This is a genomic window from Pseudomonas sp. NPDC077186 (assembly GCF_044543505.1).
Classification (GTDB): domain Bacteria; phylum Pseudomonadota; class Gammaproteobacteria; order Pseudomonadales; family Pseudomonadaceae; genus Aquipseudomonas.
In genome coordinates this window covers 825,355-850,020 of sequence record NZ_JBITWE010000001.1, presented here as the reverse complement: position 1 = coordinate 850,020, position 24,666 = coordinate 825,355, and the positions used below count along the sequence as shown (strand labels likewise).

The 24,666-nt window shown below is 67.9% G+C and carries 18 protein-coding genes; 7 read left to right on the top strand and 11 right to left on the bottom strand.

Annotated features, from left to right (window positions below):
* The first annotated feature begins 59 nt into the window (after positions 1 to 59).
* The 3 genes from ACIGKL_RS03880 (at position 60) to ACIGKL_RS03870 (ending at position 4,254) form a co-directional block, all read left to right on the top strand.
* Positions 60 to 1,154, top strand: coding sequence for a WD40/YVTN/BNR-like repeat-containing protein (locus tag ACIGKL_RS03880; protein ID WP_397485378.1), 1,095 nt, complete (start codon positions 60 to 62; stop codon positions 1,152 to 1,154).
* A gap of 18 nt (positions 1,155 to 1,172) precedes the next feature.
* The gene (locus tag ACIGKL_RS03875; protein WP_397485377.1) at positions 1,173 to 3,527 is read left to right on the top strand and encodes an RND family transporter; all 2,355 of its coding nucleotides are present in this window, start codon (positions 1,173 to 1,175) and stop codon (positions 3,525 to 3,527) included.
* A 139-nt stretch (positions 3,528 to 3,666) separates the two neighbouring features.
* Complete coding sequence (locus tag ACIGKL_RS03870; RefSeq protein WP_397485376.1) at positions 3,667 to 4,254, top strand: LysE family translocator; 588 nt, start codon at positions 3,667 to 3,669, stop codon at positions 4,252 to 4,254.
* Here ACIGKL_RS03870 and ACIGKL_RS03865 read toward each other — a convergent pair.
* The 8 genes from ACIGKL_RS03865 to ACIGKL_RS03830 all read right to left on the bottom strand — a co-directional run bounded on the left by ACIGKL_RS03865 (position 4,251) and on the right by ACIGKL_RS03830 (position 13,948).
* On the bottom strand, positions 4,251 to 5,087 hold the full coding sequence (locus tag ACIGKL_RS03865; RefSeq protein ID WP_397485375.1) for a helix-turn-helix domain-containing protein: 837 nt from the start codon (positions 5,085 to 5,087) through the stop codon (positions 4,251 to 4,253). The two genes, ACIGKL_RS03870 and ACIGKL_RS03865, sit on opposite strands and share 4 nt — an antisense overlap.
* Positions 5,088 to 5,100: 13 nt before the next feature.
* Positions 5,101 to 6,741 (bottom strand): BatD family protein, encoded by a 1,641-nt coding sequence (locus tag ACIGKL_RS03860; protein WP_397485374.1) that lies wholly within the window; start codon positions 6,739 to 6,741, stop codon positions 5,101 to 5,103.
* Positions 6,738 to 8,495, bottom strand: a complete 1,758-nt coding sequence (locus ACIGKL_RS03855; protein ID WP_397485373.1) for a VWA domain-containing protein — start codon at positions 8,493 to 8,495, stop codon at positions 6,738 to 6,740. The genes ACIGKL_RS03860 and ACIGKL_RS03855 overlap by 4 nt, the downstream gene beginning before the upstream one ends.
* Positions 8,492 to 9,496: a vWA domain-containing protein gene (locus tag ACIGKL_RS03850; RefSeq protein ID WP_397485372.1), complete on the bottom strand. Its 1,005-nt coding sequence runs from the start codon at positions 9,494 to 9,496 to the stop codon at positions 8,492 to 8,494. The genes ACIGKL_RS03855 and ACIGKL_RS03850 overlap by 4 nt, the downstream gene beginning before the upstream one ends.
* Positions 9,489 to 9,983 (bottom strand): DUF4381 domain-containing protein, encoded by a 495-nt coding sequence (locus tag ACIGKL_RS03845; RefSeq protein ID WP_397485371.1) that lies wholly within the window; start codon positions 9,981 to 9,983, stop codon positions 9,489 to 9,491. Before ACIGKL_RS03845 ends, ACIGKL_RS03850 begins: the two co-directional genes overlap by 8 nt.
* A complete protein-coding gene (locus tag ACIGKL_RS03840; RefSeq protein WP_397485370.1) occupies positions 9,980 to 10,927 on the bottom strand; it encodes a DUF58 domain-containing protein in 948 nt (315 codons plus the stop codon). Before ACIGKL_RS03840 ends, ACIGKL_RS03845 begins: the two co-directional genes overlap by 4 nt.
* Positions 10,928 to 10,987: 60 nt before the next feature.
* A complete protein-coding gene (locus tag ACIGKL_RS03835; RefSeq protein WP_397485369.1) occupies positions 10,988 to 11,947 on the bottom strand; it encodes an AAA family ATPase in 960 nt (319 codons plus the stop codon).
* A gap of 87 nt (positions 11,948 to 12,034) precedes the next feature.
* Positions 12,035 to 13,948, bottom strand: coding sequence for a methyl-accepting chemotaxis protein (locus ACIGKL_RS03830; RefSeq protein WP_397485368.1), 1,914 nt, complete (start codon positions 13,946 to 13,948; stop codon positions 12,035 to 12,037).
* Positions 13,949 to 14,301: 353 nt separating this feature from the next.
* On the opposite strand from ACIGKL_RS03830, the gene ACIGKL_RS03825 reads away from it, so the two are divergent.
* Positions 14,302 to 19,143: an NAD-glutamate dehydrogenase gene (locus ACIGKL_RS03825; protein WP_397485367.1), complete on the top strand. Its 4,842-nt coding sequence runs from the start codon at positions 14,302 to 14,304 to the stop codon at positions 19,141 to 19,143.
* Positions 19,144 to 19,442: 299 nt separating this feature from the next.
* On the opposite strand, the gene ACIGKL_RS03820 is transcribed toward ACIGKL_RS03825, so the two are convergent.
* On the bottom strand, positions 19,443 to 20,876 hold the full coding sequence (locus tag ACIGKL_RS03820; protein ID WP_397485366.1) for a M48 family metalloprotease: 1,434 nt from the start codon (positions 20,874 to 20,876) through the stop codon (positions 19,443 to 19,445).
* 107 nt (positions 20,877 to 20,983) lie between these two features.
* On the opposite strand from ACIGKL_RS03820, the gene ACIGKL_RS03815 reads away from it, so the two are divergent.
* Positions 20,984 to 21,223, top strand: a complete 240-nt coding sequence (locus ACIGKL_RS03815) for a sulfurtransferase TusA family protein (protein ID WP_021444960.1) — start codon at positions 20,984 to 20,986, stop codon at positions 21,221 to 21,223.
* 171 nt (positions 21,224 to 21,394) lie between these two features.
* Positions 21,395 to 22,459: an AI-2E family transporter gene (locus tag ACIGKL_RS03810; protein ID WP_397485365.1), complete on the top strand. Its 1,065-nt coding sequence runs from the start codon at positions 21,395 to 21,397 to the stop codon at positions 22,457 to 22,459.
* A 64-nt stretch (positions 22,460 to 22,523) separates the two neighbouring features.
* On the opposite strand, the gene ACIGKL_RS03805 is transcribed toward ACIGKL_RS03810, so the two are convergent.
* Positions 22,524 to 22,997 carry a peroxiredoxin gene (locus ACIGKL_RS03805; protein ID WP_397485364.1) on the bottom strand — a complete coding sequence of 158 codons (474 nt, stop codon included), beginning with the start codon at positions 22,995 to 22,997 and terminating at the stop codon, positions 22,524 to 22,526.
* 22 nt (positions 22,998 to 23,019) lie between these two features.
* Entirely contained in the window at positions 23,020 to 23,577 is a 558-nt protein-coding gene (locus tag ACIGKL_RS03800) for a glycine cleavage system protein R (RefSeq protein WP_397485363.1), read from the bottom strand.
* A gap of 204 nt (positions 23,578 to 23,781) precedes the next feature.
* Between ACIGKL_RS03800 and dapA the strand changes: the two genes are divergently transcribed.
* Complete coding sequence (gene dapA / locus ACIGKL_RS03795) at positions 23,782 to 24,660, top strand: 4-hydroxy-tetrahydrodipicolinate synthase (RefSeq protein ID WP_397485362.1); 879 nt, start codon at positions 23,782 to 23,784, stop codon at positions 24,658 to 24,660.
* Positions 24,661 to 24,666 lie beyond the last annotated feature (6 nt).

Sequence of the window (24,666 nt, the reverse complement as noted above, 5' to 3'; positions counted from 1 at the left end):
GCAGATCGTGAACAGGCTCTAAAGGCAGTACCGCCTATAACAAGAAAGGGGGAAGGTATATGAGTGAGCCCGTCATGCGGCGCACCCAGTCCGGTCTGGCGTCCATCCTGGCGCGCAAACCGGCGCTCCGTGTCCATTCGCCGCTGGCCAAAGCGCTCTCGCTGTGCAGTGTGCTGTCCGTGTTGAGCTTCGCCGCCGCGCCGCTGCAGGCCGAAACCTCGGCTGCCGCAGAGGCCGGCTATGCCATCGAGTCGCCCCAGGCGGTGCACAGCCTGCTGCTCGATGTGGTTAACACCGGCAAGCGCCTGGTCGCCGTCGGCGACCGCGGCCATATCCTTTATTCCGACGACCAGGGACAGAGCTGGGTGCAGGCCAAGGTGCCCAGCCGGCAGATGCTCACCTCGCTGTTCTTCGTCGATGCGCAGCATGGCTGGGCCGTGGGCCACGACGCGCAGATCCTCGCCACCAGCGACGGTGGGCTGAGCTGGACCAAGCAGTTCGAAGACCTCGAGCGCGAAGCGCCGCTGCTGGACATCTGGTTCAAGGACCTGCAAACCGGCTACGCCATCGGCGCCTACGGCGCGCTGCTGGAAACCAGCGACGGCGGGCAGAACTGGGAAGACGTCAGCGACCGCCTCGACAACGAAGATGCCTACCACCTCAATGCCATCACCGCGGTGAAGGATACGGGGCTGTTCGTCGTCGGCGAACTCGGCCAGATGTTCCGTTCCGCCGACTGGGGACAGACCTGGGAACGCATCGAGGAGCAGCCCTACGATGGCTCGCTGTTCGGCGTACTCGGCACCGACCAGGCCGGCACCCTGCTGGCCTACGGCCTGCGCGGCCACCTGTTCCGCTCCAGCGATTTCGGCAGCAGCTGGCAGCAGATCGTCATCAACACGCCGAACAACGGCCCGCTGGAATTCGGCCTGGCCGATGGCACCCTGCTGGGCGACGGCAGCATCGCCGTGGTCGGCCATGGCGGCACCGTGCTGCGCAGCACCGACCATGGGCAGAGTTTCAGCCTGATCAACCGTCCCGACCGCCTCTCGCTGGCCGGGGTAACTGCACTGGATAACGGCAACCTGATCCTGGTGGGGCAGGGCGGCGTTCACCTCGCCGCCGCGACCGGCGCCGATCTGGGCCAACAATAACAAGCCGGGAGCCTTTGCATGACCAAGCATCAACAAACGCCTGCCTCTTTCCTCGAGCGGCTGATTTTCAACAATCGCCCGGCGGTGATCCTGATCTGCCTGCTGATCAGCCTGTTCCTGTTCTACCAGGCCGCCCAGGTACGCCCGCAGACCAGCTTCGAGAAGATGATTCCGCTGGGCCACCCCTATATCCAGAAGATGCTCGAGCACCGTAACGACCTGGCCAACCTGGGCAATACGGTGCGTATCTCGGTGGAAGCCACCGAGGGCGACATCTTCAGCAAGGAATACATGGAGACCCTGCGGCAGATCCACGACGAGGTGTTCTACATCCCCGGCGTCGATCGTTCCGGCCTCAAGTCGCTGTGGAGCCCCAGCGTGCGCTGGACCGAAGTGACCGAGGAAGGCTTCGCCGGCGGCGAGGTGATTCCGCAGACCTACGACGGTTCCGTGGAAAGCCTGGAGGACCTGCGCAGCAACATCCTCAAGTCCGGACAGATCGGCCGCCTGGTGGCGAACAACTTCAAGTCCAGCATCATCGACGTGCCGCTGCTGGAGTCCTACCCGGACCCCAACGACCAGAGCAAGCTGGTGTCCCTGGACTACCAGAAGTTCTCCCACGAGCTGGAAGAGAAGATTCGCGAGAAGTACCAGGCGCAGAACCCCGACGTTAAGGTGCACATCATCGGCTTCGCCAAGAAGGTCGGCGACCTGATCGACGGCCTGGTCGGCGTGGCGCTGTTCTTCGCCGTGGCCATCGGCATCACCTTCGTCCTGCTGCTGTGGTTCACCCACTGCTTCAAGAGCACCCTGGCGGTGGTCATCACCACCCTGATCGCGGTGGTCTGGCAGCTCGGCCTGCTGCACACCCTGGGCTTCGGCCTCGACCCCTATTCGATGCTGGTGCCCTTCCTGGTGTTCGCCATCGGCATCTCCCACGGGGTGCAGAAGATCAACGGCATCGCCATGGCCTCGGGCGAGGCGACCGATGCCCTGTCCGCCGCGCGCATGGCCTTCCGTCAGCTGTTCATCCCCGGCCTGGTGGCGCTGCTGTCCGACGCCGTGGGCTTCGTCACCCTGCTGCTGATCGACATCGGCGTGATCCGCGAACTGGCCATCGGCGCCTCGATGGGCGTGGCGGTGATCATCCTGACCAACCTGATCCTGCTGCCGGTGATGATTTCCTATATCGGCATCAGCAAGAAGGCGGTGAAGATCAGCCGCGAAGAGGCGGCCAAGGAACATCCGCTGTGGCGTGCCATCTCCAACTTCGCCCACCCGATGGTGGCGCCGATCTCCGTGGTGGTCGCCGTGGTGGCCTTGGCCGGCGGCGTCTGGTACGGGCAGAACCTGAAGATCGGCGACCTCGACCAGGGCGCCCCGGAACTGCATCCGGACTCGCGCTACAACCTGGACAACGACTTCGTCATCCGCAACTACTCGACCAGCTCCGACGTGCTGGTGGTGATGATCAAGACTGCCACCGAAGGTTGCTCCACCTATCCGGCCCTGGCCGCCATGGACGAGCTGATGTGGCAGATGGAGAACACCCAGGGCGTGCAATCGGCCATCTCCATGGTCACCGTGTCCAAGCAGGTGATCAAGGGCATGAACGAGGGCAACCTGAAATGGGAAACCCTGTCGCGCAACCAGGACGTGCTGAACAACTCCATCGCCCGTGCCGAAGGCCTGTACAACGCCGACTGCTCGGTGGCGCCGGTGCTGGTGTTCCTCGAGGACCACAAGGCCGAGACCCTGTCGCGTGCCGTGGCCGCCGCCGAGGCGTTCGCCAAGCAGCACAGCAGCGACGACCTGCAGGTGGTGCTGGCGGCCGGTAACGCCGGTATCGAGGCGGCCACCAACGAGGTGATCGCCGCGTCCGAGACCACCATGCTGATCGCGGTCTACGCGGCGGTGAGCATCATGTGCCTGCTGACCTTCCGTTCGCTGGCCGCGACCCTGTGCGTGATCCTGCCGCTGGTGCTGACCTCGATCCTCGGCAACGCCCTGATGGCCTACATGGGCATCGGCGTCAAGGTCGCCACCCTGCCGGTGATCGCCCTCGGCGTGGGCATCGGCGTGGACTACGGCATCTACATCTACAGCCGCATGGAGACCTACCTGCGTCAGGGTCTGTCGCTGCAGGACGCCTACTACGAGACCCTCAAGTCCACCGGCAAGGCGGTGCTGTTCACCGGCGTGTGCCTGGCCATCGGCGTGGCGACCTGGATCTTCTCGGCGATCAAGTTCCAGGCCGACATGGGCCTGATGCTGACCTTCATGTTCCTCTGGAACATGATCGGCGCGATCTGGCTGCTGCCGGCCCTGGCCCGCTTCCTGATCAACCCGGAGAAGCTGCGCGCCAAGGGCTGATGCCCGGCCTGCAGCAGAAGAACCGCGGCCCTTGGGTCGCGGTTTTTTTTGTCCGGCAGAAGGGGGTGTTTTCTTCAATACGCCGGGGTCGCCATTGCTTACCGTGCAGCCGTTCATTTCTGTGACGGAGCGGTTATCGATGAGTCTTTTCCTATCCATGGCGGCCTTTGCCCTGGCCATGTCCATTTCCCCGGGGCCGGTCAATATCGTGGCCCTGAGTGCCGGTGCGCGCTACGGCGTCCGGGCCAGCATGCGCCACGTCAGCGGGGCGACCATCGGCTTCACGGCGCTGCTGATCCTGGTCGGCTTGGGTCTGCATGAGGTGCTGGTGCGTTGGCAGGGGCTGACCCTGGCCATCCGCTTCGGTGGCGTCGCCTTTCTGCTGTACATGGCCTACAAGCTGGCGCGGGACGATGGTCAACTGTCGGCGGTAGAAGGCGGCAAGGGGCCGTCGTTCCTGCAGGGCGCGGCGATGCAGTGGCTCAACCCCAAGGCCTGGCTGGCATCGGTGGCGGGCATGGGCGCCTTCGTCGCCAACGGGGACGTGCCGCTGCTGCTGCAGTTCGCCCTGATCTACTTCGTGATCTGCTACCTGTCGGTGGGCAGTTGGGCCGTTGCCGGCGGCTTTCTGCGCCGGCACCTGAGTGAGCCGGGCAAGGTGCGCCTGTTCAATCGCGGTATGGCCGCGTTGCTGGCGGCGAGTGCCTTCTATCTGCTGTGGGGCTAACCCCGGTACTGCCCCGGCGTGGCCGCCAGCAGTTGTTTGAAGGCGCGCTGGAAGTGCGCCTGATCGGCGAAGCCGGCGGCCAGCGCGACCTCGGCCAGCGGCTCGCCGCGCTTGAGCAGCTGGCGGGCGAGCTGAACCCGCTGGTTGAGCAAGAACGCGTGCGGGGTCATCCCGTACAGCTTCTTGAAGGCGCGGATCAGATAGGACGGCGACAGCTCGGCCGCCGCGCAGATATCCTCGATCTTCAGCGCCTGCGCGCAATGCGCCTGGATGAACGCCGCCGCGCGCCGCAGCTTGTCATGGGCCTCGGATTGCGGGGGTGGAGCGGCCCCGAGCGTCCGCAGGAGGTGGCTGAAAAAGGCAGTGGCCGCGTCCTGCTTGGTCGGCGCGGATAGGCTGCCATCGACGAGCACGCCGTACAGCTCCACTACTCCCTGATACAGCGCCCGGTCGAGGCTCATGATGCTGCTCAGCGGCTGAAACCCGGGCAGCGCCGACATCCCCAGCGTGCGTTGCAGGTCACCCAGCCAAGCCGTGTCGACATACAGCATCAGGTAGGACCAGGGCAGGCCGTCGATCGGGTTGCAGGCGTGCACGTCCCCCGGGTTCATCAACACCACGGTGCCCTCGCACACTCGCAGGTGAACCTCGCGATTGATATAGGTGCTTTCCCCTCGCGTGATCGCGCCGATGGAAAAGGTCTCGTGGGCATGCCGCGTGTAACACAGCTGCCGTCCGTCCTCGACGCCGCGGGCTTCGATGAACGGCAACGCGTTGTCACGCCAGAACTGGGCGGCGGGGGAGGACCTTCGGGTCCGGACGGGACGGGTCATTGCCAGGTACTCCTCAACGCGGGTACAGCGGCGGCAGCGGGCTGGCTTCCTGGGCGCTTTCCTGCTTCGCTTCGGCGGCCGGCAGGTTGCGGATCGCCTTCCACAGCTCCTCGCCCTGCCACTGCTGGCCGGTTTCGCTGTACAGCGCGCCGTTGAGGCCGTCGAGGGCGTCGGACAGCGGCACGTAGCGCGCCGCCATGTCGGCCAGGGTTTCCGGTTGCTGGCGCGCCCAGGCGTCGAGGGCGTGGCGGGTGGTCTGGGCGTCGCCGGCCAGGCAGGCGCGCTTGAGGTCGTCGAGCAGGGTGCGCGGGCTCGGGCCGCTCTGTGCGGCGCGCTGGATCGCCGGCTGGCGCCGGGCGTGCCACCACAGGCCGAAACCGAGCAGGCTGGTGCCGGCGAGCAGGGCGCAGGCCAGCTGCCAGGGCCACAGCGGCGGGCCTTCGAGCACCTGCGTGGTCACCACGCTGGGGCTGGCCGGCTCGTCGCTGTGCAACTGCGGGTTTTCCGCCACCTGCAGGGTGCGCGCGGGCAGGGCGGTGCGTTCCAGGCTGTCGGTCTGGGTGTTCCACCACAGCACCTCCAGCGCCGGCAGCTCGAAGCTGCCGCTGCGGCTCGGCACCAGCGCCTCGCGGTCTTCGCGACTGCCGATGATGCCGGTTTCGCTGCGCTGGTCGCCGAGCTGCGGCTGATCCGGATAACGGCGCAGGCCGTCGACCTGGGTGGCGGGCAGCGGCGGCAGCTGGGCGCTGGACAGGCCGTCGACCTTGAGGATCAGGCGGCGGGTCAGCGACTCGCCGACCCGGCTCTGCCCCGGCTGCGGGTTCCAGGTTTCCGCCAGGCCCAGGGCGCGTGCCGGCAGCCAGGGGGCGTCGGCCGGGTACTCGGCCGGCTTGGCCTTGACCTGCAGCGGGATGTCCGGCGATTTGACCCGCGACACCTTGCCGGCGCGCGGGCCGAAGGGCAGGAAGTCGTCGCCGCGCGAGCGGTCGACCAGAGTGGCGCTGAACACCTGGCCGGGGATGCTCAGCTCGCCGCTGCGCTGCGGGTAAATGGCGTACTGCAGCTCGATCACGCCGTGGCGCACCCCGCCGATGGTCTTCTCGTAGGTGCGCGGCTCGCCCAGTTGCTCGATGCGCGCATCCTGCATCTGCAGCGGGGTCAGGCTGCTGTCGTCGTACATCGACACCGAGTGGTAGATGCGCAGGGTCAGCACGGCCTGGGCCTGCACGTAGACGCTGTCCTGATCCAGGCTGGCGTCGATGAACACCGGCGCCAGCTTCTCGCCGTTGCCCGGCTCGCCGCTCGCCTGCACCTGCAGAGTGATGGGCAGGGTCTCGGCGTCCTCCAGGCGGATCGGCGGGATCACCACCTCGCCGCTGTGTTTGGGTTGCAGGGTGAGGATCCAGCGCGTGGCGGCGCGCGGCGTGTCGCCGAGGTTGCTCAGGCGGTTGACCTGGCGGCTGCCGAGGATTTCGAAGTGCTCGTCCAGCGGGCTCAGGTCCGGCCGGCCGAAACGGGTCGGGTCGGTGGACTCGAGGGTCAGCACCACGGTCTCGCCTTCGTTCAGGCGAGTGCGGTCGACGCTGGCGAAGAAGGCCTCGGCGCTGGCCTGGCTGGCCAGCAGGAGAAGGAGCAGCGTGGCTAGACGCTTCATCGGGAGGGTTCCTGACGCTGTTGCTGTTCGTACCAGAATTTACGCCGCAACAGCTCGGCCGGGTCGTCCGGGATCTGTCGCAGCCATTGTTCCAGCGCCTGCTGGCGCTCGTCGGCCGAGCCCAGCTGTTCTTCCGCCAGCGGCCCTTCGGCGGTGCCGCTATCCGCCGCTGCTTCGCCGTCCGGCGGCTCTGCGGCGGCGCTGTCGTCGCCGCTCTCGGCCGGCTGTGATTCGCTATTGTCGCCGGCTTCGTCTGGGCGGTTCGGTTGCGCCGGTTGGCTCGGCGGCGGCTCGGCCGCCTGGCCGGACGGGGCGTCGTTGGGCTCGCCGCCGTCCGCCTCCTGGCTCGGTTGCTGCTCCTGGCCTTGTTCGCCGGACTGCTGTTGCGCCTGACGCTGGCGCAATGCTTCCTCGACCAGGGCCTTGTTGTGCTGCGCCGCGCTCAGCTCGGGCTGGCGCTCCAGGGCCTGCTCGTAGGCGTCCAGCGCCGCCTCCAGTTCGCCGCCCTTGGCCAGGGCGTTGCCGCGGTTGTAGTGGTCGGCGGCGCCGTCGCCCTGGGCGAAGCGCTCGGCGGCGGCGGCGTAGTCGCCGGCCTGGTATAGCGCCTTGCCCTGCCACTGCGGATCGGCGAAGCGTTGCGCCGCCTCGGCCGGGCGCTGCGCCTGGAGCAGGCGCTGGCCCTGCTGGTCCGGGCGCAGCCACAGGTCGTCGAAGGTCACGGCCTGGCTGGTCTGCGGCGGCAGCATCAGCAGCAGGGGCAGACAGAACAGCCAGCCGCGCCGCCCGGCGCAGGCGGCCAGCAGCAGCAGCGGCAGCAGCAGCCAGTAGCCCTGGTCGATCCGCGCCTCGAGCTGGGTCGGCTCGCCGGCGGCGCGCAGCGCCTGCGGGCCATCGAGCAGGCCGAGGCGGCGCAGGTCGTCGTCGTCGAGGCGGGCTTGGGCGTAGCGGCCGCCGTGGGCCTCGGCGACCTCGCGCAGGCCGGGCGCGTCCAGGCGCGGGATGAGGATGGCGCCGCGCTCGTCCTTGAGGAAGCTGCCGTCCTCCTGCACCACCGGCGCGCCTTCGCGGCTGCCGATGCCGAGGATCAGCAGCGGTGTGGCGCGGCGTTCCAGCGCCTGGCGAATGCCGCTGCGTTCCTGCTCGTCGAGCGCGCTGGTGATCAGCAGCAGGCGGCCCTGGCCCAGTTGCGCCTGCTCGAGCAACTGCAGGCCGCGCGCCACGGCCAGGTCGGCGCGCCGGCCCGCTTCGGGCATCAGCGAGGGCTTGAGCGCTTCGAGCAGGTTGCGGCTGGTGGCTAGGTCGTCGGACAGCGGCACCAGGCTGTGCGCGCTGCCGGCGTAGACGATGATCGCGGTCTGCGCGTCGCGCCGCGCCTCGAGCAGGTCGAGCAGCTTGCGCCGGGCCTGTTCCAGGCGGTTCGGCGGGCCGTCCGCGGCGAGCATCTGCGGCGTCAGTTCGAGCAGCACCAGCAGCGGGTCGGCCGGTTTCTGGTTGCTCTGCTCGACGCGCTGCCAGCTCGGCCCGAGCAGCGCCAGCACGGCCAGCAGCCAGGCCAGGCCGAGGGCCAGCCAGGGCAGCCGGCTGCCACGGCCGTTGCCGCCCGCCAGCAGCGTCTGATGAAAGGCGGCCGGCAGCAGCAGCTGCCAGCGTCCGCTCTGCCGCTCGCGGTGCCACAGGCGCCACAGCAGCCAGACCAGCAGCGGCACCAGCAGCAGCCACAGCGGGCGCAGCCATTGCGGCCAGAGCAGGCTCATGCGCGCCTCCGCAGGCGTTGCGGCAGGTCCGGCCAGAGCGTGCGGCTGGCCAGCAGCAGGCTGCCGAGCAGTGCCAGGGCCAGCGGCCAGGCGTACAGCGCCCGGGCTGGGCGGGCCAGGGTGGGTTGCTGGGCGACCGGTTCGAGGCGGTCCAGGGTCAGCTCGATCTGGCTCAGCTCGGCCTGGCTGCGCGCGCGGAAGTACTCGCCGCCGGTGGCGTCGGCGATGGCACGCAGGCTGGTTTCGTCCAGGTCGAGGGTGCTGAAGCCGAGCGCACCGAGCACGCCGCTTTGCTGCGGATCGGCGCCGATGCCGATGGTGTAGATGCGCACGCCTTCCTCGGCGGCCAGTTGCGCGGCGGTCAGCGGTTCGATCTCGCCGCCGTTGTTGGCGCCGTCGGTGATCAGTACCAGCACGCGGCTCTGCGCCGGGCGCTGGCGCAGGCGCTTGACGGCCAGGCCGATGGCGTCGCCGATGGCGGTGTTCTTGCCGGCGATGCCGATCAGCGCCTCGTCCAGCCAGGTGCGCACGGTGTGGCGGTCGAAGGTCAGCGGCGCCTGCAGGTAGGCCTGGCTGCCGAACAGGATCAGGCCGACGCGATCGCCGCGGCGATCTTCGATGAAGTCGCCGAGCAGGCGCTTGACCAGTTCCAGGCGGCTGATCGGCTCGTCGTCCCAGAGCATGTCGGCGTAATCCATGGAGCCGGAGACATCCACCGCCAGCAGCAGGTCGCGGCCGCTGGCCGGCAGCGGCAGCGGCTCGCCGACCCACTGCGGGCGGGCCGCGGCGCACAGCAGCAGGAGCCAGAGCAGGGCCAGCGGCGCCTGCTGGCGCCAGCTCGGCAGACCGGCGCGGGCGCGGCGGCCGCTGAGCGCCTGCAGCTCGTCGAGAAAGGCCACGCGCAGCGCCGCGTCGCCGCTGTCGGCGGCTGGCAGCAGCAGGCGCAGCAGCCAGGGCAGCGGGGCGAGGGCGAAGAGCCAGGGCCAGGCGAACTCAAACATGCTTGCGAATCCAGATGGCGACGGCCTGCTCGAGCTCGCCGATGGCCTTGTCGCTGAGCGTGCACTGCGGCTTGTAGGCGCCCTCGACCAGCACCATCCAGCGGGTCAGGCCGGCGGCCGGGCAGCGGTTGTCGAGGAAGGCCAGCCAGGCGCGACTGCTCAGCACGTGGCTGTGGCTGTCCGGGTAGCGTTCGCGGCACAGGCGCTTGAGCAGGGCGTTGAGCTGCTGCAGCCAGGGCCCGGCCGGGGCGCCGTCGTAGGGTTTGCGCAGTTGCGCCAGCTCGGCCAGGGCGGCCTGGCGCAGCGGCTCCAGCGGCGCCTCGGCGCGCACCTGGCGGCGGTGGACGCGCCAGCGCCGCAGCAGGCGCCACAGGCCCCAGCCGGCCAGCGGCAGCAGCACGGCCAGCAGCCACCAGCCGGGCGCCGGCGGCCACCAGGGCACCGGCGGCGGGTCGATCAAGGGCTGCAGCTGGTCGAGCGGATTCATGGCGCCTTCCTCGGGCGCAGGGCGCTGAGCAGTTCCTGCAGCTGTTCGATCAGCTCGACCTGGGTGCTCAGCGGCAGCAGCGGCACGCCGAGCTTCTGCGCCAGGCGTTGCCAGCGCGCCTCGCGGGCCTGCGCCTGGGCGCGATAGGCCTGGCGCAGGTCGCCGTTATGGCTGTCGAGCTCCAGCTGCGCGCCGCCCTGGGTGAAGCGCAGCAGGCCGGCGGCCGGCAGGGCGTGGTCGAGCGGGTCGGACAGCGGCAGCAGCAGCAGGTCGGTGTGGCGGGCGAGCAGGGCCAGCTGCTGCTCGGCGTTGTCGTTCAGCGCGCGTTCGTCGCACAGCACTATGACCAGGCTGCCCGGGCGCAGCACCTCGCGGGCGCGGCGCAGGGCCAGGCCGAGCGTGTCGCGCGCGGCGCCGGGCGGGGCGTCGGGGCCCAGCGCCCGGTTGGCGCGGGCCAGCAGGTTGAGCAGTTGCAGCAGGCTCTGCTTGCTGCGCCGCGGCTTGACCTCATGGTGCTCGGCGTCGGCGAACACCAGGCCGCCGATGCGGTCGTTGTGCGCCAGCGCGGCCCAGCCGATCAGCGCCGCGGCGCGGGCGGCGAGCACCGACTTGAAGCATTGCCCGGAGCCGAAGAACAGGCGCTGGCTTTGTTCGGCGAGGATGAAGATCGGCCGCTCGCGCTCCTCGTGGAACAGCTTGGTGTGCGGCTCCTGGGTGCGCGCGGTGACGCGCCAGTCGATGTTGCGCACGTCGTCGCCGGCCTGGTAGACGCGCACCTGGTCGAAGTCGACGCCGCGCCCGCGCAGCTTGGAGTGGTGCAGGCCGATCAGCGGGCTGCGCCGCGCCGGGGTGGAGAACAGCGGCACCTCGTGCACACGGTGGCGCATCTCGATCAGCTCGGCGAGATCGAGGTGGATGCCGTTGGCGCCAGCGGGGCTGGGCATGGTCTAGGCGGCGTTCCCGGATGGCATCCGGGCGACGGCGGTGCGGCCAGGCGCGCGCATTCAGGCCACCGCCACCACGTCGAGGATGCGCTGGATCACCCGGTCCTGGTCGATGCCCGAGGCCTCGGCCTCGAACGACAGGATGATGCGGTGGCGCAGCACGTCGAACAGCATCGCCTGGATGTCCTCGGGGCTGACGAAGTCGCGGCCGGCCAGCCAGGCGTGGGCGCGTGCGCAGCGATCCAGGGAGATGGAGCCGCGCGGGCTGGCGCCGTAGGCGATCCACTCGGCCAGCTCGGGGTCGAACTTGGCCGGGGTGCGGCTGGCCATCACCAGCTGCACCAGGTACTCCTCCACCGCGTCGGCCATGTACAGGCCGAGGATTTCCTTGCGTGCGGCGAACACCGCCTGCTGGCTGAGCCGGTGCTCCGGCTTGGTCTCGCCGTGCAGCGCCTCGCCGCGGGCCTGGGCGAGGATCTTGCGCTCCACCGCGGCGTCGGGAAAACCGATCTTCACGTGCATCAAAAAGCGGTCGAGCTGGGCTTCGGGCAGCGGGTAGGTGCCTTCCTGCTCGATGGGGTTCTGCGTCGCCATCACTAGAAACAGCGGCGACAGGTCGTAGGTCGAGCGGCCCACCGAGACCTGGCGCTCGGCCATGGCCTCGAGCAGCGCCGACTGCACCTTGGCCGGGGCGCGGTTGATCTCGTCGGCCAGCACCAGGTTGTGGAAGATCGGCCCCTGCTGGAACACGAAGCTGCCGGTTTCCGGGCGGTAGATCTCGGTGCCGGTGATGTCCGCCGGCAGCAGGTCAGGGGTGAACTGGATGCGGTGGAACTCGCCCTCGACGCCTTCGGCCAGCTCCTTGATCGCCTTGGTCTTGGCCAGCCCGGGAGCGCCCTCGACCAGCAGGTGGCCGTCGGCGAGCAGGGCGATCAGCAGCCGTTCGATGAGCTTTTCCTGGCCGAGAATCTGGGTGGAAAGAAAGTTTCGCAACGCGACCAGCGCTTCACGGTGTTCCATCGTCGGGCTCTTTGAATACGGAGGGGCGAGGCCTGTGCCGGCCTCGCGTGCAGATCGCCGACTTTAATGCATTTGCCGCGTCAGCCGCTATGCGCCACTCGGCAAAGCCGCCGTCGCGCCGCCCAGCTGGAAGCGCCGCGCGCTGCGATCGAGCGCCTCGACCTGGGACGACAGGCCGGCGCTGTGGCGGTCGAGCGAGTGGCGCAGGTCCTTGCTCTGCTCGGTATGCAGGTTGATGGTGTCCATCTTGCCGGCGATGTCCTCGGTGCTGGTGGAGACCTCCTCGATGGCCACCACCACCTGGCTCATCTCGCCGCTCAGGCGCTCCATGGCCTGGGTGATCGCGCCGATCGCGCCGGCCACCTCGGCGGCGTGGCGCTCGCCGTCGGTGGCCAGGCTCAGGCCGTTGCCCATCAACTGCTGCATGTGCCGGGTCTGCTGCTGGAACTCGCCGACTATGGCGCCGATGTCGGTGGTGGCGGCCACGGTCTTCTGCGCCAGCGAGCGCACCTCGTCGGCCACCACCGAGGAACCGCGCCCGGCCTCGCCGGCGCGGGCGGCCTCGATGGCGGCGTTGAGGGCGAGCAGGTTGGTCTGGTCGGCCAGGCCGTTGATCACCTCGACGATGCCGCTGACCCGCGCGCTGCTCTGCTGCAGGGCGCCGACCTGGGCGTGGGTGGCCTGGATCAGCTGCGCCAGGCGACTCATGCTGTCGACGCTGGCGGCGATCACCGCGCCGCCGTTGCGTGCGGCGTCGTAGGCGCTGTGGGTGGCGCTGCCGACCTCGGCGGTGCGCTGCGCCATCTCGTTGAGCGTGGCGCTGATCTGCTGCGAGGCGCAGGCGGCCTGCTCGGTCTGCAGTTCCACCTGGCTGCCGTTGTCGCCGAGTTGGCGCATGGCCTGGCCCAGGTGGCGGTGCAGGCGGGTCAGCTCGGCGTTGGCCTGCACCACCTGGGCGACTATCGCGCCGATGCCGGCGATCATGCGGTTGGCGGCGTCGGCCAGCTGGTTGAACTCGTCCTTGGGGTTGGTGCCGACCGCCAACTGGCCGCTGAGGTCGCCCGCGGCCACCTGGCCGAGCAACTGGGCGATGCGCTGCAGCTGGGCGACCAGGGTGCGCGAGACCTGCAGCAGGGTCAGTGACAGCAGCGCGGCGACCGCGACGAAACTCAGCCCCATTAGCCACAGCGCGGACAGTCGCGCCTGCTCGGCGGCCTGCGCCCGGCGCAGCAGCAGGCCGCTGGCGAGGTCGCGCGCCTGCGCGTCGATGCGCGCCTGCAGCTGCTGGCCGAGCTGAGCCAGGCGCTGGTTGCTCGCGCCGATCTGCTCGATGCTGCGCTGCGCCGCGGCGAACGCCTCGGCGAAGGCCTGCACGTTCTGCCCGATCGGCGTGTCCTGCCAGTCGAGGTCGGCCACCTGGGCCTGCAGCTTGGCGATGGCCGCCTGGGTGATCTGGGCGAACGCCGGGTCGAAGGTCGCCAGGTAGTCGCGCTGGCTGCTCAGGGCGCTGCCGATGAACGGCTGGATCAGGCCGAAGGTGATCGCCTCCAGCGCCTTGGCCTTGTCGGCCAGGGTCTTGCGCTGGCCCTCGAAGGGCGTCAGGCCGAGGGCCTGGTTGAGGCTCAGCCAACTGCGCTGCTGTGCCACTTCCTCCTGCAGCACGGCCTGGATTTGCTGCGCGTGCTGCAGGGTGGCGGCGTCGTCGAGCGCTTGCGCCTGGGTCAGCAGTTGTCCGACGAGTTCAAGCAGTGCGTCCAGGCTCGCGCCGAAGGCCTCGCGGTTGTCCGCGTCGAGCTGCTGGCGCTGGGCGTTGCCGCGCCACCACTGGTTCATCAGCGCGGTGCTGGCGCTGGCGTATGCCGCCGCGTTATCCCTGGCCTGCAGCGAGGCGTCGAGGCGCTGGCTGGCCCACAGCGAGGCGGCCGCCATCAGCGTCAGGCTGATCAGGGTGAGGGCGATAAGGACTCGGAATTTTTGTTGCCAGGACAGGAAGAACTGCACGGTTGCGCCTCGCCATCTGCGGGATTGTTATTGGAATTCGGCATGTTGTCGTACAACTTGAGGCAATTGTCTATGGCCGATTTGCCAGCCGGCGGCCGCCGCGGCGGCTAGGCCTGCACCTTGTCGGTGCGCCCGTGAAAGAAAATGTCGCAGCGCCGCAAGCCGGGTCGGGGCTTTGCTCGTTAAGCTCGCCGGGCATATGTGACCAGTCGGTCGCTGTCGTCGCGGCGGTCCGCCAGCGGCCGGCGGATGTCATTGCCGCTTCATGGACTAACGTTGAACTAACGGCGAGCGGCCGCGATTCAGACCCGCGATAGCCCCCAGTCGAACCACCAGCCCAACGGAGCACAACCATGGCGTTCTTTACGGCGGCCAGCAAAGCCGACTTCCAGCATCAACTGCAAGCGGCCCTGGCGCAGCACGTGAGCGAGCAGACGCTGCCACAAGTGGCGCTGTTCGCCGAACAATTCTTCGGCATCATCGCCCTCGAGGAGCTGACCCAGCGGCGCCTGTCCGACCTGGTCGGCTGCACCCTGTCGGCCTGGCGCATGCTGGAGCGTTTCGATCACGGCAAACCGCAGGTGCGCGCGTTCAACCCCGACTACGAGAAGCACGGCTGGCAGTCGACCCATACCGCGGTGGAGATCCTGCATGGCGACATCCCGTTCCTGGTCGACTCGGTGCGCATGGAACTCAACCGTCGCGGCTACAGCATCCACACCCTGCAGAACAGCGTGTTCAGCGTGCGCCGCGACGCCAACGGCGAGCTGCTGGAGATCCTGCCCAAGGGCAGCCAGGGCGAGGGCGTGCTGCAAGAAGCGCTGATGTTCCTGGAGATCGACCGCTGCGCCAGCGCCGGCGAACTGAAGACCCTGGAGAAGGCCATTCACGAGGTGTTCGGCGACGTGCGCATGAGCGTCGCCGACTTCCAGCCGATGAAGGCCAAGGCCCGCGAGCTGCTGGCCTGGCTCGACCGCGCCAAGCTCAAGGTGGACAAGGCCGAGCTGGACGAGATCAAGGTGTTCCTCGGCTGGCTGCTGGACAACCACTTCACCTTCCTCGGCTACGAGGAGTTCACCGTGACGCCGAGCGCCGACGGCGGCACCCTGGTCTACGACGAGAAATCCCTGCTCGGCCTGTCCAAGCGCCTGCGCAGTGGGCTCAAGGCCGAGGAGCTGCATATCGAGCCGGAAGCGGTGGCCTACCTGCGCGAGCCGCAGCTGCTGTCGTTCGCCAAGGCCGCGGTGCCCAGCCGCGTGCACCGCCCGGCCTATCCGGACCTGGTGTCGATCCGCGAGCTGGATGCCAAGGGCAACGTGGTCAAGGAATGCCGCTTCATGGGCCTGTACACCTCGGCGGTATACGCCGAGAGCGTGTGGAACATCCCCTACATCCGCCGCAAGGTAGATGAAATCGAGCAGCGTGCCGGCTTTGGCAGCAGCGCCCACCTGGGCAAGGAACTGGCCCAGGTACTGGAAGTGCTGCCGCGCGACGACCTGTTCCAGACCTCGGTGGATGAGCTGTTCAGTACCGCCATGGCCATCGTGCAGATCCAGGAGCGCAACAAGATCCGCGTGTTCCTGCGCCGCGACCCCTACGGCCGTTTCTGCTACTGCCTGGCCTATGTGCCGCGCGACGTCTACTCCACCGAGACCCGGATGAAGATCCAGCAGGTGCTGATGGAGCGTCTGCAGGCCACCGATTGCGAGTTCTGGACCTTCTTCTCCGAGTCGGTGCTGGCGCGGGTGCAGTTCATCCTGCGCGTCGACCCGAAGAACAAGGTGCAGATCGACCCCGTGCGCCTGGAGAAGGAAGTGATCCAGGCCTGCCGTTCGTGGAAGGACGACTACGTCGGGCTGATGGTCGAGAGCCTCGGCGAGGCCCAGGGCACCAACGTCCTGGCCGAGTTCCCCGGCGGCTTCCCGGCCGGCTACCGCGAGCGTTTCGCCCCGCACTCGGCGGTGGTGGACATGCAGCACCTGCTCAGCCTGAGCAGCGAGCGGCCGCTGGTGATGAGCTTCTACCAGCCGCTGGCGCAGGGCGACCAGCAGCTGCACTGCAAGCTGTATCACGCCGACACGCCGCTGCCGCTGTCGGACGTGTTGCCGATCTTGGAGAACCTCGGCCTGCGCGTGCTCGGCGAGTTCCCCTACAAGCTGCGCCGCGCCGACGGCCGCGAGTTCTGGATCCACGACTTCGCCTTCACCTACGCCGAAGGCCTCAACGTCGACATCCAGCAGCTCAACGACACCCTGCAGGACGCCTTCATTCATATCGTCGGCGGCAATGCCGAGAACGACGCCTTCAACCGCCTGGTGCTGACCGCCGCCATGCCCTGGCGCGACGTCGCCCTGCTGCGCGCCTATGCGCGCTACCTCAAGCAGATCCGCCTGGGTTTCGACCTGAGCTACATCGCCGCCACCCTGGTCAACCACGCCGATATCGCCAAGGAGCTGGTGCGCCTGTTCCGCACCCGTTTCTACCTGGCGCGCAAACTCGCCGCGGAGGATCTGGAAGACAAGCAGCAGAAGCTCGAGCAGGCCATCCTCGCCGCCCTGGACAACGTCGCGGTGCTCAACGAAGACCGCATCCTGCGGCGCTACCTGGACCTGATCAAGGCCACTCTGCGCAGCAACTTCTACCAGGTCGACGCCAGCGGCGCGCCGAAGAGCTATTTCAGCTTCAAGCTCAACCCGCGAGCGATTCCGGACATCCCGCGGCCGACGCCGAAGTTCGAGATCTTCGTCTACAGCCCGCGCGTCGAGGGCGTGCACCTGCGCTTCGGCGACGTCGCCCGCGGCGGCCTGCGCTGGTCGGATCGCGAGGAAGACTTCCGCACCGAGGTGCTCGGCCTGGTCAAGGCGCAGCAGGTGAAGAACGCGGTGATCGTGCCGATGGGCGCCAAGGGCGGCTTCGTGCCGCGCAAGATGCCGGTCGGCGGTAGCCGCGACGAAGTGCTGGCCGAGGGCATCGCCTGCTACCGCATCTTCATCAGCGGCCTGCTCGACATCACCGACAACCTCAAGGACGGCGCCGTGCTGCCGCCGGCCAACGTGGTGCGCCACGACGCCGACGACCCCTACCTGGTGGTGGCGGCGGACAAGGGCACCGCGACCTTCTCCGATATCGCCAACGGCATCGCCGCCGAGTACGGCTTCTGGCTGGGCGACGCCTTCGCCTCCGGCGGCTCGGCCGGTTACGACCACAAGGGCATGGGCATCACCGCCAAGGGCGGCTGGGTCAGCGTGCAGCGCCACTTCCGCGAGCGCGGCATCGACGTGCAGCAGGACAACGTCACGGTGATCGGCATCGGCGACATGGCCGGCGACGTGTTCGGCAACGGCATGCTGCTATCGGACAAGCTGCAGCTGGTGGCGGCCTTCAACCACCTGCATATCTTCATCGACCCCAATCCGGACGCGGCCAAGAGCTTCGCCGAGCGCCAGCGCCTGTTCGACCTGCCGCGCTCGAGCTGGGCCGACTACGACGCCGGGCTGATCTCCGAGGGCGGCGGCATCTTCCTGCGCAGCGCCAAGAGCATCGCCATCAGTCCGCAGATGAAGGCGCGCTTCGACATCGCCGCCGACAAGCTGGCGCCCACCGAGCTGCTCAACGCGCTGCTCAAGGCGCCGGTCGACCTGCTGTGGAACGGCGGCATCGGCACCTACGTGAAATCCAGCAAGGAAAGCCACGCCGACGTCGGCGACAAGGCCAACGACGCCCTGCGCGTGGACGGCTGCGAGCTGCGCGCCAAGGTGGTGGGCGAGGGCGGCAACCTGGGCATGACCCAGCTCGGCCGCGTCGAGTTCGGCCTGCACGGCGGGGCGAGCAACACCGACTTCATCGACAACGCCGGCGGCGTGGACTGCTCCGACCATGAGGTCAATATCAAGATCCTGCTGGGTGAGATCGTTTCGGGCGGCGACATGACCGAGAAGCAGCGCAACAAGCTGCTGGTGGAGATGACCGACGACGTCTCCGAGCTGGTGCTGGGCAACAACTACAAGCAGACCCAGGCGCTGTCGCTGGCCGAGCGCCGCGCGCGTGAGCGGCTCGGCGAGTACAAGCGCCTGATGAACGCCCTGGAGGGCGCCGGCAAGCTGGACCGGGCGCTGGAGTTCCTGCCCAGCGACGAAACGCTCAACGAACGTGCCGCAGGCGGCCTCGGCCTGACCCGGCCGGAGCTGTCGGTGCTGATTTCCTACAGCAAGATCGACCTCAAGGAATCGCTGCTCAAGTCCCTGGTGCCGGACGACGACTACCTGGCGCGCGAGATGGAGACCGCCTTCCCGGCGGTGCTCAGCGAGAAGTTCGGCGACGCCATGCGCCGCCATCGCCTCAAGCGCGAGATCGTCAGCACGCAGATCGCCAACGACCTGGTCAACCATATGGGCATCACCTTCGTGCAGCGCCTGAAGGAGTCCACCGGCATGAGCGCGGCCAACGTCGCCGGCGCCTATGTGATCGTCCGCGACCTGTTCCGCCTGCCGCACTGGTGGGCGCAGATCGAGGCGCTGGACTACCGGGTGCCGGCCGAGCTGCAGCTGCAGCTGATGGACGAGCTGATGCGCCTGGGCCGCCGCGCCACGCGCTGGTTCCTGCGCAGCCGACGCAACGAGCTGGACGCCGCGCGCGACGTGGCGCACTTCGCGCCGCGCATCGAGGCGCTGGTCGGGCGCCTGGACGAGCTGCTCGAGGGCCCGGCGCGCGAGCAGTGGCTGGCGCGCTACCAGAGCTTCGTCGAGGCGGGCACGCCGGAGGAACTGGCCCGCGTGGTGGCCGGCACCAGCCACCTGTACACCCTGCTGCCGATCATCGAGGCGGCGGACGTCACCGGCAAGGACGCCAGCGAGGTGGCCACCGCCTACTTCGCCGTCGGCGGCGCGCTGGAGCTGTCCTGGTACCTGCAGCAGATCACCGGCCTGCCGGTGGAGAACAACTGGCAGGCGCTGGCTCGCGAAGCCTTCCGCGACGACCTGGACTGGCAGCAGCGCGCCATCACCGTGTCGGTGCTGCAGATGGCCGACGGCCCGCAGGAAATCGAGGCGCGGGTGGCGCTGTGGCTGGAGCAGCACCACCGCCTGGTCGAGCGCTGGAAGCTGATGCTGGCCGAGCTGCGCGCGGCCACCGGCACCGACTATGCCATGTATGCGGTGGCCAACCGCGAGCTGATGGACCTGGCGCAGAGCGCCTGAGCCGCTAGCTGAATGAAATGGCCCCGCCCCAGTGCGGGGCTTTTTCATGGGGCATATGTCGAGGCTGCGAGCCGCTTTCTGTAGGTTGGCGCTGAGCGCAGCGAAGCCCAACGGGGGGGCACGCAGTGCTCTGCTCGACGATCTCTGGCTCGTTGGGCTTCGGCGCTACGCGCCTCAACCCAACCTAGGATTAAGCCTTAGGCACTTGTTCATGGCGATGTCGCCCGCGCCGAACGCTGGCCCTCGTGGGAGGCGCTTTAGCGGCGAGCCGTCAGCGACTAAAGCCCCTACTGCGAATCTCAGCGCAGCATCTGCTCCACCAAGCGCTTCTCCTCGGCCAGCTCGCGCTGGCGGGCGTCGATGCGCGAGGCCAGCTGGAAGTTGTTGCTGGCGCGGCGCTTGGCGAAGTCGAGCTGTTCGATGGCCTGGTTGTAGTCGCCGACCAGGGCGAAGAACTCGGCGCGGGCCTGGTGCAGGCCGATGGTGTTGCCGCTCAGGCCGCGCACCTCGGCGACCTGGTACCAGACGTCCGGGTCCTTGGCGCGGTTCTTCAGCAGCTCGTCCAGCGCCCGTTCGGCCTCGCGGGTGCGCTGCTGCTTGAGCAGCAGGTCGATATGCGCCTGCTGCAGCGGGTAGTTGCTGGGGTACAGCGCGAACATGCGTTCCTGGCGCTTTTGCGCGGCGTCCAGGCGATTGGCGGCCATGTCCAGTTCGATCTGCGCCAGGTTGTAGACGATATCCTCCGGCGCCTTGCTCAGTAGCGGCGCCAGGGTCTGCCCGGCTTCGCCGAGCTGGCCGGTTTTCATCTGCGCCAATACCAGGCCGTAGCGCGCGGCGTCGAGGCCGGGGTTCTCGTCGAGCATGGCGCGAAAACGCTTGGCCGCCACCCCCGGGGTTTCCTCGTAGGTCAGCTGCACGCGGGCGCGCATCAGCTGGTAGCGCAGGCTGTCTTCGCGGCCCTGGGCCGGGTACTGCTCGGCGCGGTTGCGGGTGTCGGCGATACGCGATTCGGACACCGGGTGGGTGAGCAGGAATTCCGGCGGCTTGGCGTCGTAGCGGTACTGGCGCATCAGCCGCTCGAACATCAGCGGCATGGCGCGCGGGTCGTAGCCGGCCTTTTCCAGGTTGAGCAGGCCGATACGGTCGGCCTCCTGTTCGTTCTGCCGGGAGAAGCGCCGCTGCTCCTGAATCGCCGCCGCCTGGGTCGACATGATCGCCGCCATGCCGGCATCGCCGGCGCCGGCCGCCGCCGCGACTATGCCGGCGAGCATGGCCGCCATCACCGGCAGCTGCATGCGTTGCTGGGCCTCGACGCCGCGGGCGAAGTGGCGCTGCGACAGGTGCGCCAGTTCGTGCGCCATCACCGAGGCGTACTCGGCTTCGGTCTGCGCGTAGAGGAACAGGCCGCCGTTGACCCCGATGATCCCGCCGGGCGCGGCGAAGGCATTCAGCTGTGGGCTGTTGAGCAGGACGAACTCCAGGCGGCGATCCTGCAGCTGGCTGGTTTCCGACAGGCGATAGACGCTGGTCTCGACAAAGTCCTTGAGCTGCGGGTCGTCCAGCTGGGCCACCTGGCCGCGCAGCAGGCCCAGCCAGGCGCGGCCGAGCTGGTGTTCCTGCTGCGGCGAGACGATCGAGGAACTGGCGTCGCCCAGCGACGGCAGGTCACTGGCTCCGATCTGGCCGGCGAACAGGCAGGCGAGCGTCAACAGGGTAGGGCGCAGAAAAGTCATGCACTCAAGGCTCTCGGGCGGCAAAGGCGTTACTGTAGCCGGCCAGCTGCGGCGCTGGCCAGGGTTCTTCGGCCTTGGGTATCCTAGCCGCCTTTATGGAGTAGACGATGACAGACGTACCGGCCTTCGATGCCGAACTGGACGCCTGCGGGCTGAACTGCCCGCTGCCCTTGCTCAAGGCCAAGCTCGAGCTCAATCGCCTGGCCAGCGGCGCGGTGCTCAAGGTCAGTGCCACCGACGCCGGCTCGCAACGCGATTTCCGCGCCTTCGCCAGCCTGGCCGGGCATGCCCTGCTGCACGAAGAGGTGGAGGGCGGGGTGTATCGCTACTGGCTGCGCAAGGCTTGAGAACCAGGTCATGATCTGCTGCGCGTCGGCCCTGCCGGGTTTAAAACAGGTTTTGCGTTCGTTGTCGCAGCTTGCAACATATGCGCTGTCGCCGTTCGCCGGCCGTGCACGTCATTTTTCATGCGTCTGGCCTATGAGTGAGCCGGCATTTCCCCGGGTTAAGGAATTCTGATGGTCAAGGTTTTACGCGATTGGCTGCACCGCTACTTCTCCGACGAGCAGGCGGTGGTGCTGGCGGTGCTATTGGTGCTCGGTTTCGCCGTGGTGCTGACCCTCGGCGGCATGCTCGCGCCGGTATTGACCGGCCTGGTGCTGGCCTTCCTGATGCAGGGCCTGGTCAACGGCCTGGAGCGCCTGCAGGTGCCGCAGGTGCTCGCCGTGTGGCTGGTGTTCGCCCTGTTTCTGGGCGGTCTGACGGTATTCCTGCTGGTGCTGATGCCGCTGCTCTGGCAGCAGCTGAGCACCCTGTTCAACGAGCTGCCGCGGATGGCTGCGGAGTGGCAGTCGGTGTTCCTGCTGCTGCCGGAACGCTACCCGAACCTGATCACCGACGCGCAGATCGTCCAGTTGATCGACAGCATGCGCGGCGAGGCCGGCAAGTTCGGTCAGTGGGCACTGTCGTTCTCCCTGTCCAGCCTGCCGATGCTGGTCAGCATCATGATCTACCTGGTGCTGGTGCCGATCCTGGTGTTCTTCTTCCTCAAGGATCGCGAACAGATCGGCCAGTGGTTCCGTGGCTACCTGCCGCGCGAGCGCGCGCTGATCACCCAGGTGGCGCAGGAGATGAACCAGCAGATCGCCAACTACATCCGCGGCAAGTTCATCGAGATCATCATCTGCGGCGTGGTCACCTATATCGCCTTCGCCTACCTGGGCCTCAACTACGCCGCGCTGCTGGCGCTGCTGGTCGGCCTGTCGGTGGTGGTGCCCTATATCGGCGCAGTGGTGGTGACGGTGCCGGTGGCGCTGATCGGCCTGTTCCAGTGGGGCTGGAGCGACCAGTTCCTCTACCTGATGGTGGTCTACGGCATCATCCAGGCGCTGGACGGCAACGTGCTGGTGCCGCTGCTGTTCTCCGAGGCGGTCAACCTGCACCCGGTGGCGATCATCTGCGCGGTGCTGCTGTTCGGCGGCCTGTGGGGCTTCTGGGGAGTGTTCTTCGCCATCCCGCTGGCGACCCTGTTCAAGGCGGTGCTCAACGCCTGGCCGCGGATCGAGCCGGTGTCTGCCGAGTGAGAGACAAATAGAGCACGGACGGAAAAAAGGCCGCAATTGCGGCCTTTTTCGATAGCGGTGAGGGTCAGGCCTTGTGCAGGGCCTCGGCTGCCACCAGCACCTCGTCGACATGCCCGGCGACCTTGACGCTACGCCACTCCTGGCGCAGCACGCCGTTCTTGTCGATGAGGAAGGTGCTGCGCACGATGCCCATGTATTCCTTGCCGTAGTTCTTCTTCAACTGGTAGACGCCGAACTGCTCGCACAGCAGGTGATCCGGGTCGCTGATCAGCTCGAAGGGGAACTCCTGCTTGCACTTGAAGCTTTCGTGCTTCTTCAGGCTGTCCATCGACACGCCGAAGATCTGCGTGTTGGCCGCCTGGAATTGCTCGAAGCGGGCGCGGAAGTCCAGGCCCTCGGTGGTGCAGCCCGGGGTGGCGTCCTTGGGGTAGAAATACAGCACGACCTGTTGCCCCTTGAGGTCGGACAGTTTCACCTGCTTGCCGTTGGTGGCCTCGGCCTGGAAGTCGGCGACGGCGTGGTCGATGGCGACGGTCATGGGAGCTCCTTGAGGTTGGCGGTCAGGGATTCTGCGGGCGCCAGGGTTCGATCAGCGCGTCCAGGTTGAGGGCGTCGGCGAAGTCGAGGAACTGGTCGCGCAGCCAACTGATCTGGGTGCCGGCCGGCAGGGTCACGGTCAGGGTGGCGTTGAGCATGGTGCCGCCGGTCTGCGGCGCCTGGTAGGTGTCGCAGGTCAGGTTTTCCAGCTCGACGCGGTGGTCGATGAAGAACTGGCACAGCTCGTTGAGGATGTCCGGACGGTACGCCGAGCTGACGTAGGCGACGTAGGGCAGGGCCTGCGGGCGCGCCTCGGCGGCGGCGCTGCGGATCAGGTTGACCGAGAAGGCGTTCTTCTTCGCCAGCAGCGGCAGGCTCGACTCCAGGCGCGCCAGCGCGTCCCAGCTGCCGGAGACCTGCAGCACCAGGGCACTGAACTCGCCGTGGCGGCTCAGGCGCGTGCTGACCACCGCGCAACGGTTCTCGTGGCAGGTGCGGCACAGCAGGTTGGTCAGCGCCATGGCATCGGGGCCGAGGGCGCTGATAAGGAGAAATTGTTCGCGAACGGGGGGGGTGGACATGCAGCCTTCCTAAAGCGATGAACGGTCGGCGAGCGACGGCCGTCGACCAAAGGCAGCAGGTTAGCGAAAAGCACCGCCCAGGGGAATGCCGGTAAGCGCTTCCCACGCGCGGCAAGACGGCCGTGCACGGCCTTGTCCGTTGCTTGTGCAGGACTGGTGGCGCCAGTACCATTACGGCTCAATTTTTCCGGCAGGAGCGGTTGCATGATTGCGGGCAGTATGGTGGCACTGGTCACGCCCATGGATGCGCAGGGTGGTCTGGACTGGGAGGCCCTGAGCAAATTGGTGGATTTCCACCTGCAGGAGGGCACCAATGCCATCGTCGCGGTCGGCACCACGGGTGAATCCGCCACGCTGGAAGTGCCCGAGCACATCGAAGTGATCAAGCGCGTGGTCGACCAGGTTGCCGGGCGCATCCCGGTGATCGCCGGCACCGGCGGCAACTCCACCCGCGAATCGGTCGAGCTGACCCGCGCGGCCAAGGACGTCGGCGCCGACGCCTGCCTGCTGGTCACCCCCTACTACAACAAGCCGACCCAGGAAGGCCTGTACCTGCATTTCCGCCACATCGCCGAAGCCGTGGCCATCCCGCAGATCCTCTACAACGTGCCGGGCCGCACCGTCTGCGACATGCTGCCGGAAACCGTCGAGCGCCTGGCCAAGATCGACAACATCATCGGCATCAAGGAAGCCACCGGCGACCTGCAGCGCGCCCAGGACGTGCTGGATCGCGTGAGCAAGGACTTCCTCGTCTATTCCGGCGACGACGCCACCGCGGTGGAGCTGATGCTGCTGGGCGGCAAGGGCAACATCTCGGTCACCGCCAACGTCGCCCCGCGCGCCATGAGCGAGCTGTGCGCCGCCGCCATGCGTGGCGAGGCGGCCATCGCCCGCGCCATCAACGACCGCCTGATGCCCCTGCACAAGGCGCTGTTCATCGAATCCAACCCGATTCCGGTGAAGTGGGCGCTGCACGAGATGGGCATGATGGGCGACGGCATTCGTCTGCCGCTGACCTGGCTCAGCCCGCGTTGTCACGAACCGCTGCGCCAGGCCATGCGCCAGTGCGGCGTACTGGCTTAATTTAAG

Excerpts from the sequence above, each read along its gene's own strand:
- ACIGKL_RS03800 (WP_397485363.1), bottom strand. The coding sequence starts at position 23,577 with ATGTCCACCCCCCCCGTTCGCGAACAATTTCTCCTTATCAGCGCCCTC.
- ACIGKL_RS03820 (WP_397485366.1), bottom strand. The coding sequence starts at position 20,876 with ATGACTTTTCTGCGCCCTACCCTGTTGACGCTCGCCTGCCTGTTCGCC.
- ACIGKL_RS03865 (WP_397485375.1), bottom strand. The coding sequence starts at position 5,087 with ATGACCCGTCCCGTCCGGACCCGAAGGTCCTCCCCCGCCGCCCAGTTC.
- ACIGKL_RS03870 (WP_397485376.1), top strand. The coding sequence starts at position 3,667 with ATGAGTCTTTTCCTATCCATGGCGGCCTTTGCCCTGGCCATGTCCATT.
- ACIGKL_RS03875 (WP_397485377.1), top strand. The coding sequence starts at position 1,173 with ATGACCAAGCATCAACAAACGCCTGCCTCTTTCCTCGAGCGGCTGATT.
- ACIGKL_RS03810 (WP_397485365.1), top strand. The coding sequence starts at position 21,395 with ATGGTCAAGGTTTTACGCGATTGGCTGCACCGCTACTTCTCCGACGAG.
- ACIGKL_RS03805 (WP_397485364.1), bottom strand. The coding sequence starts at position 22,997 with ATGACCGTCGCCATCGACCACGCCGTCGCCGACTTCCAGGCCGAGGCC.
- ACIGKL_RS03855 (WP_397485373.1), bottom strand. The coding sequence starts at position 8,495 with ATGAGCCTGCTCTGGCCGCAATGGCTGCGCCCGCTGTGGCTGCTGCTG.
- ACIGKL_RS03825 (WP_397485367.1), top strand. The coding sequence starts at position 14,302 with ATGGCGTTCTTTACGGCGGCCAGCAAAGCCGACTTCCAGCATCAACTG.
- ACIGKL_RS03850 (WP_397485372.1), bottom strand. The coding sequence starts at position 9,496 with ATGTTTGAGTTCGCCTGGCCCTGGCTCTTCGCCCTCGCCCCGCTGCCC.
- ACIGKL_RS03880 (WP_397485378.1), top strand. The coding sequence starts at position 60 with ATGAGTGAGCCCGTCATGCGGCGCACCCAGTCCGGTCTGGCGTCCATC.
- ACIGKL_RS03860 (WP_397485374.1), bottom strand. The coding sequence starts at position 6,741 with ATGAAGCGTCTAGCCACGCTGCTCCTTCTCCTGCTGGCCAGCCAGGCC.
- ACIGKL_RS03815 (WP_021444960.1), top strand. The coding sequence starts at position 20,984 with ATGACAGACGTACCGGCCTTCGATGCCGAACTGGACGCCTGCGGGCTG.
- ACIGKL_RS03845 (WP_397485371.1), bottom strand. The coding sequence starts at position 9,983 with ATGAATCCGCTCGACCAGCTGCAGCCCTTGATCGACCCGCCGCCGGTG.
- ACIGKL_RS03835 (WP_397485369.1), bottom strand. The coding sequence starts at position 11,947 with ATGGAACACCGTGAAGCGCTGGTCGCGTTGCGAAACTTTCTTTCCACC.
- dapA (WP_397485362.1), top strand. The coding sequence starts at position 23,782 with ATGATTGCGGGCAGTATGGTGGCACTGGTCACGCCCATGGATGCGCAG.
- ACIGKL_RS03840 (WP_397485370.1), bottom strand. The coding sequence starts at position 10,927 with ATGCCCAGCCCCGCTGGCGCCAACGGCATCCACCTCGATCTCGCCGAG.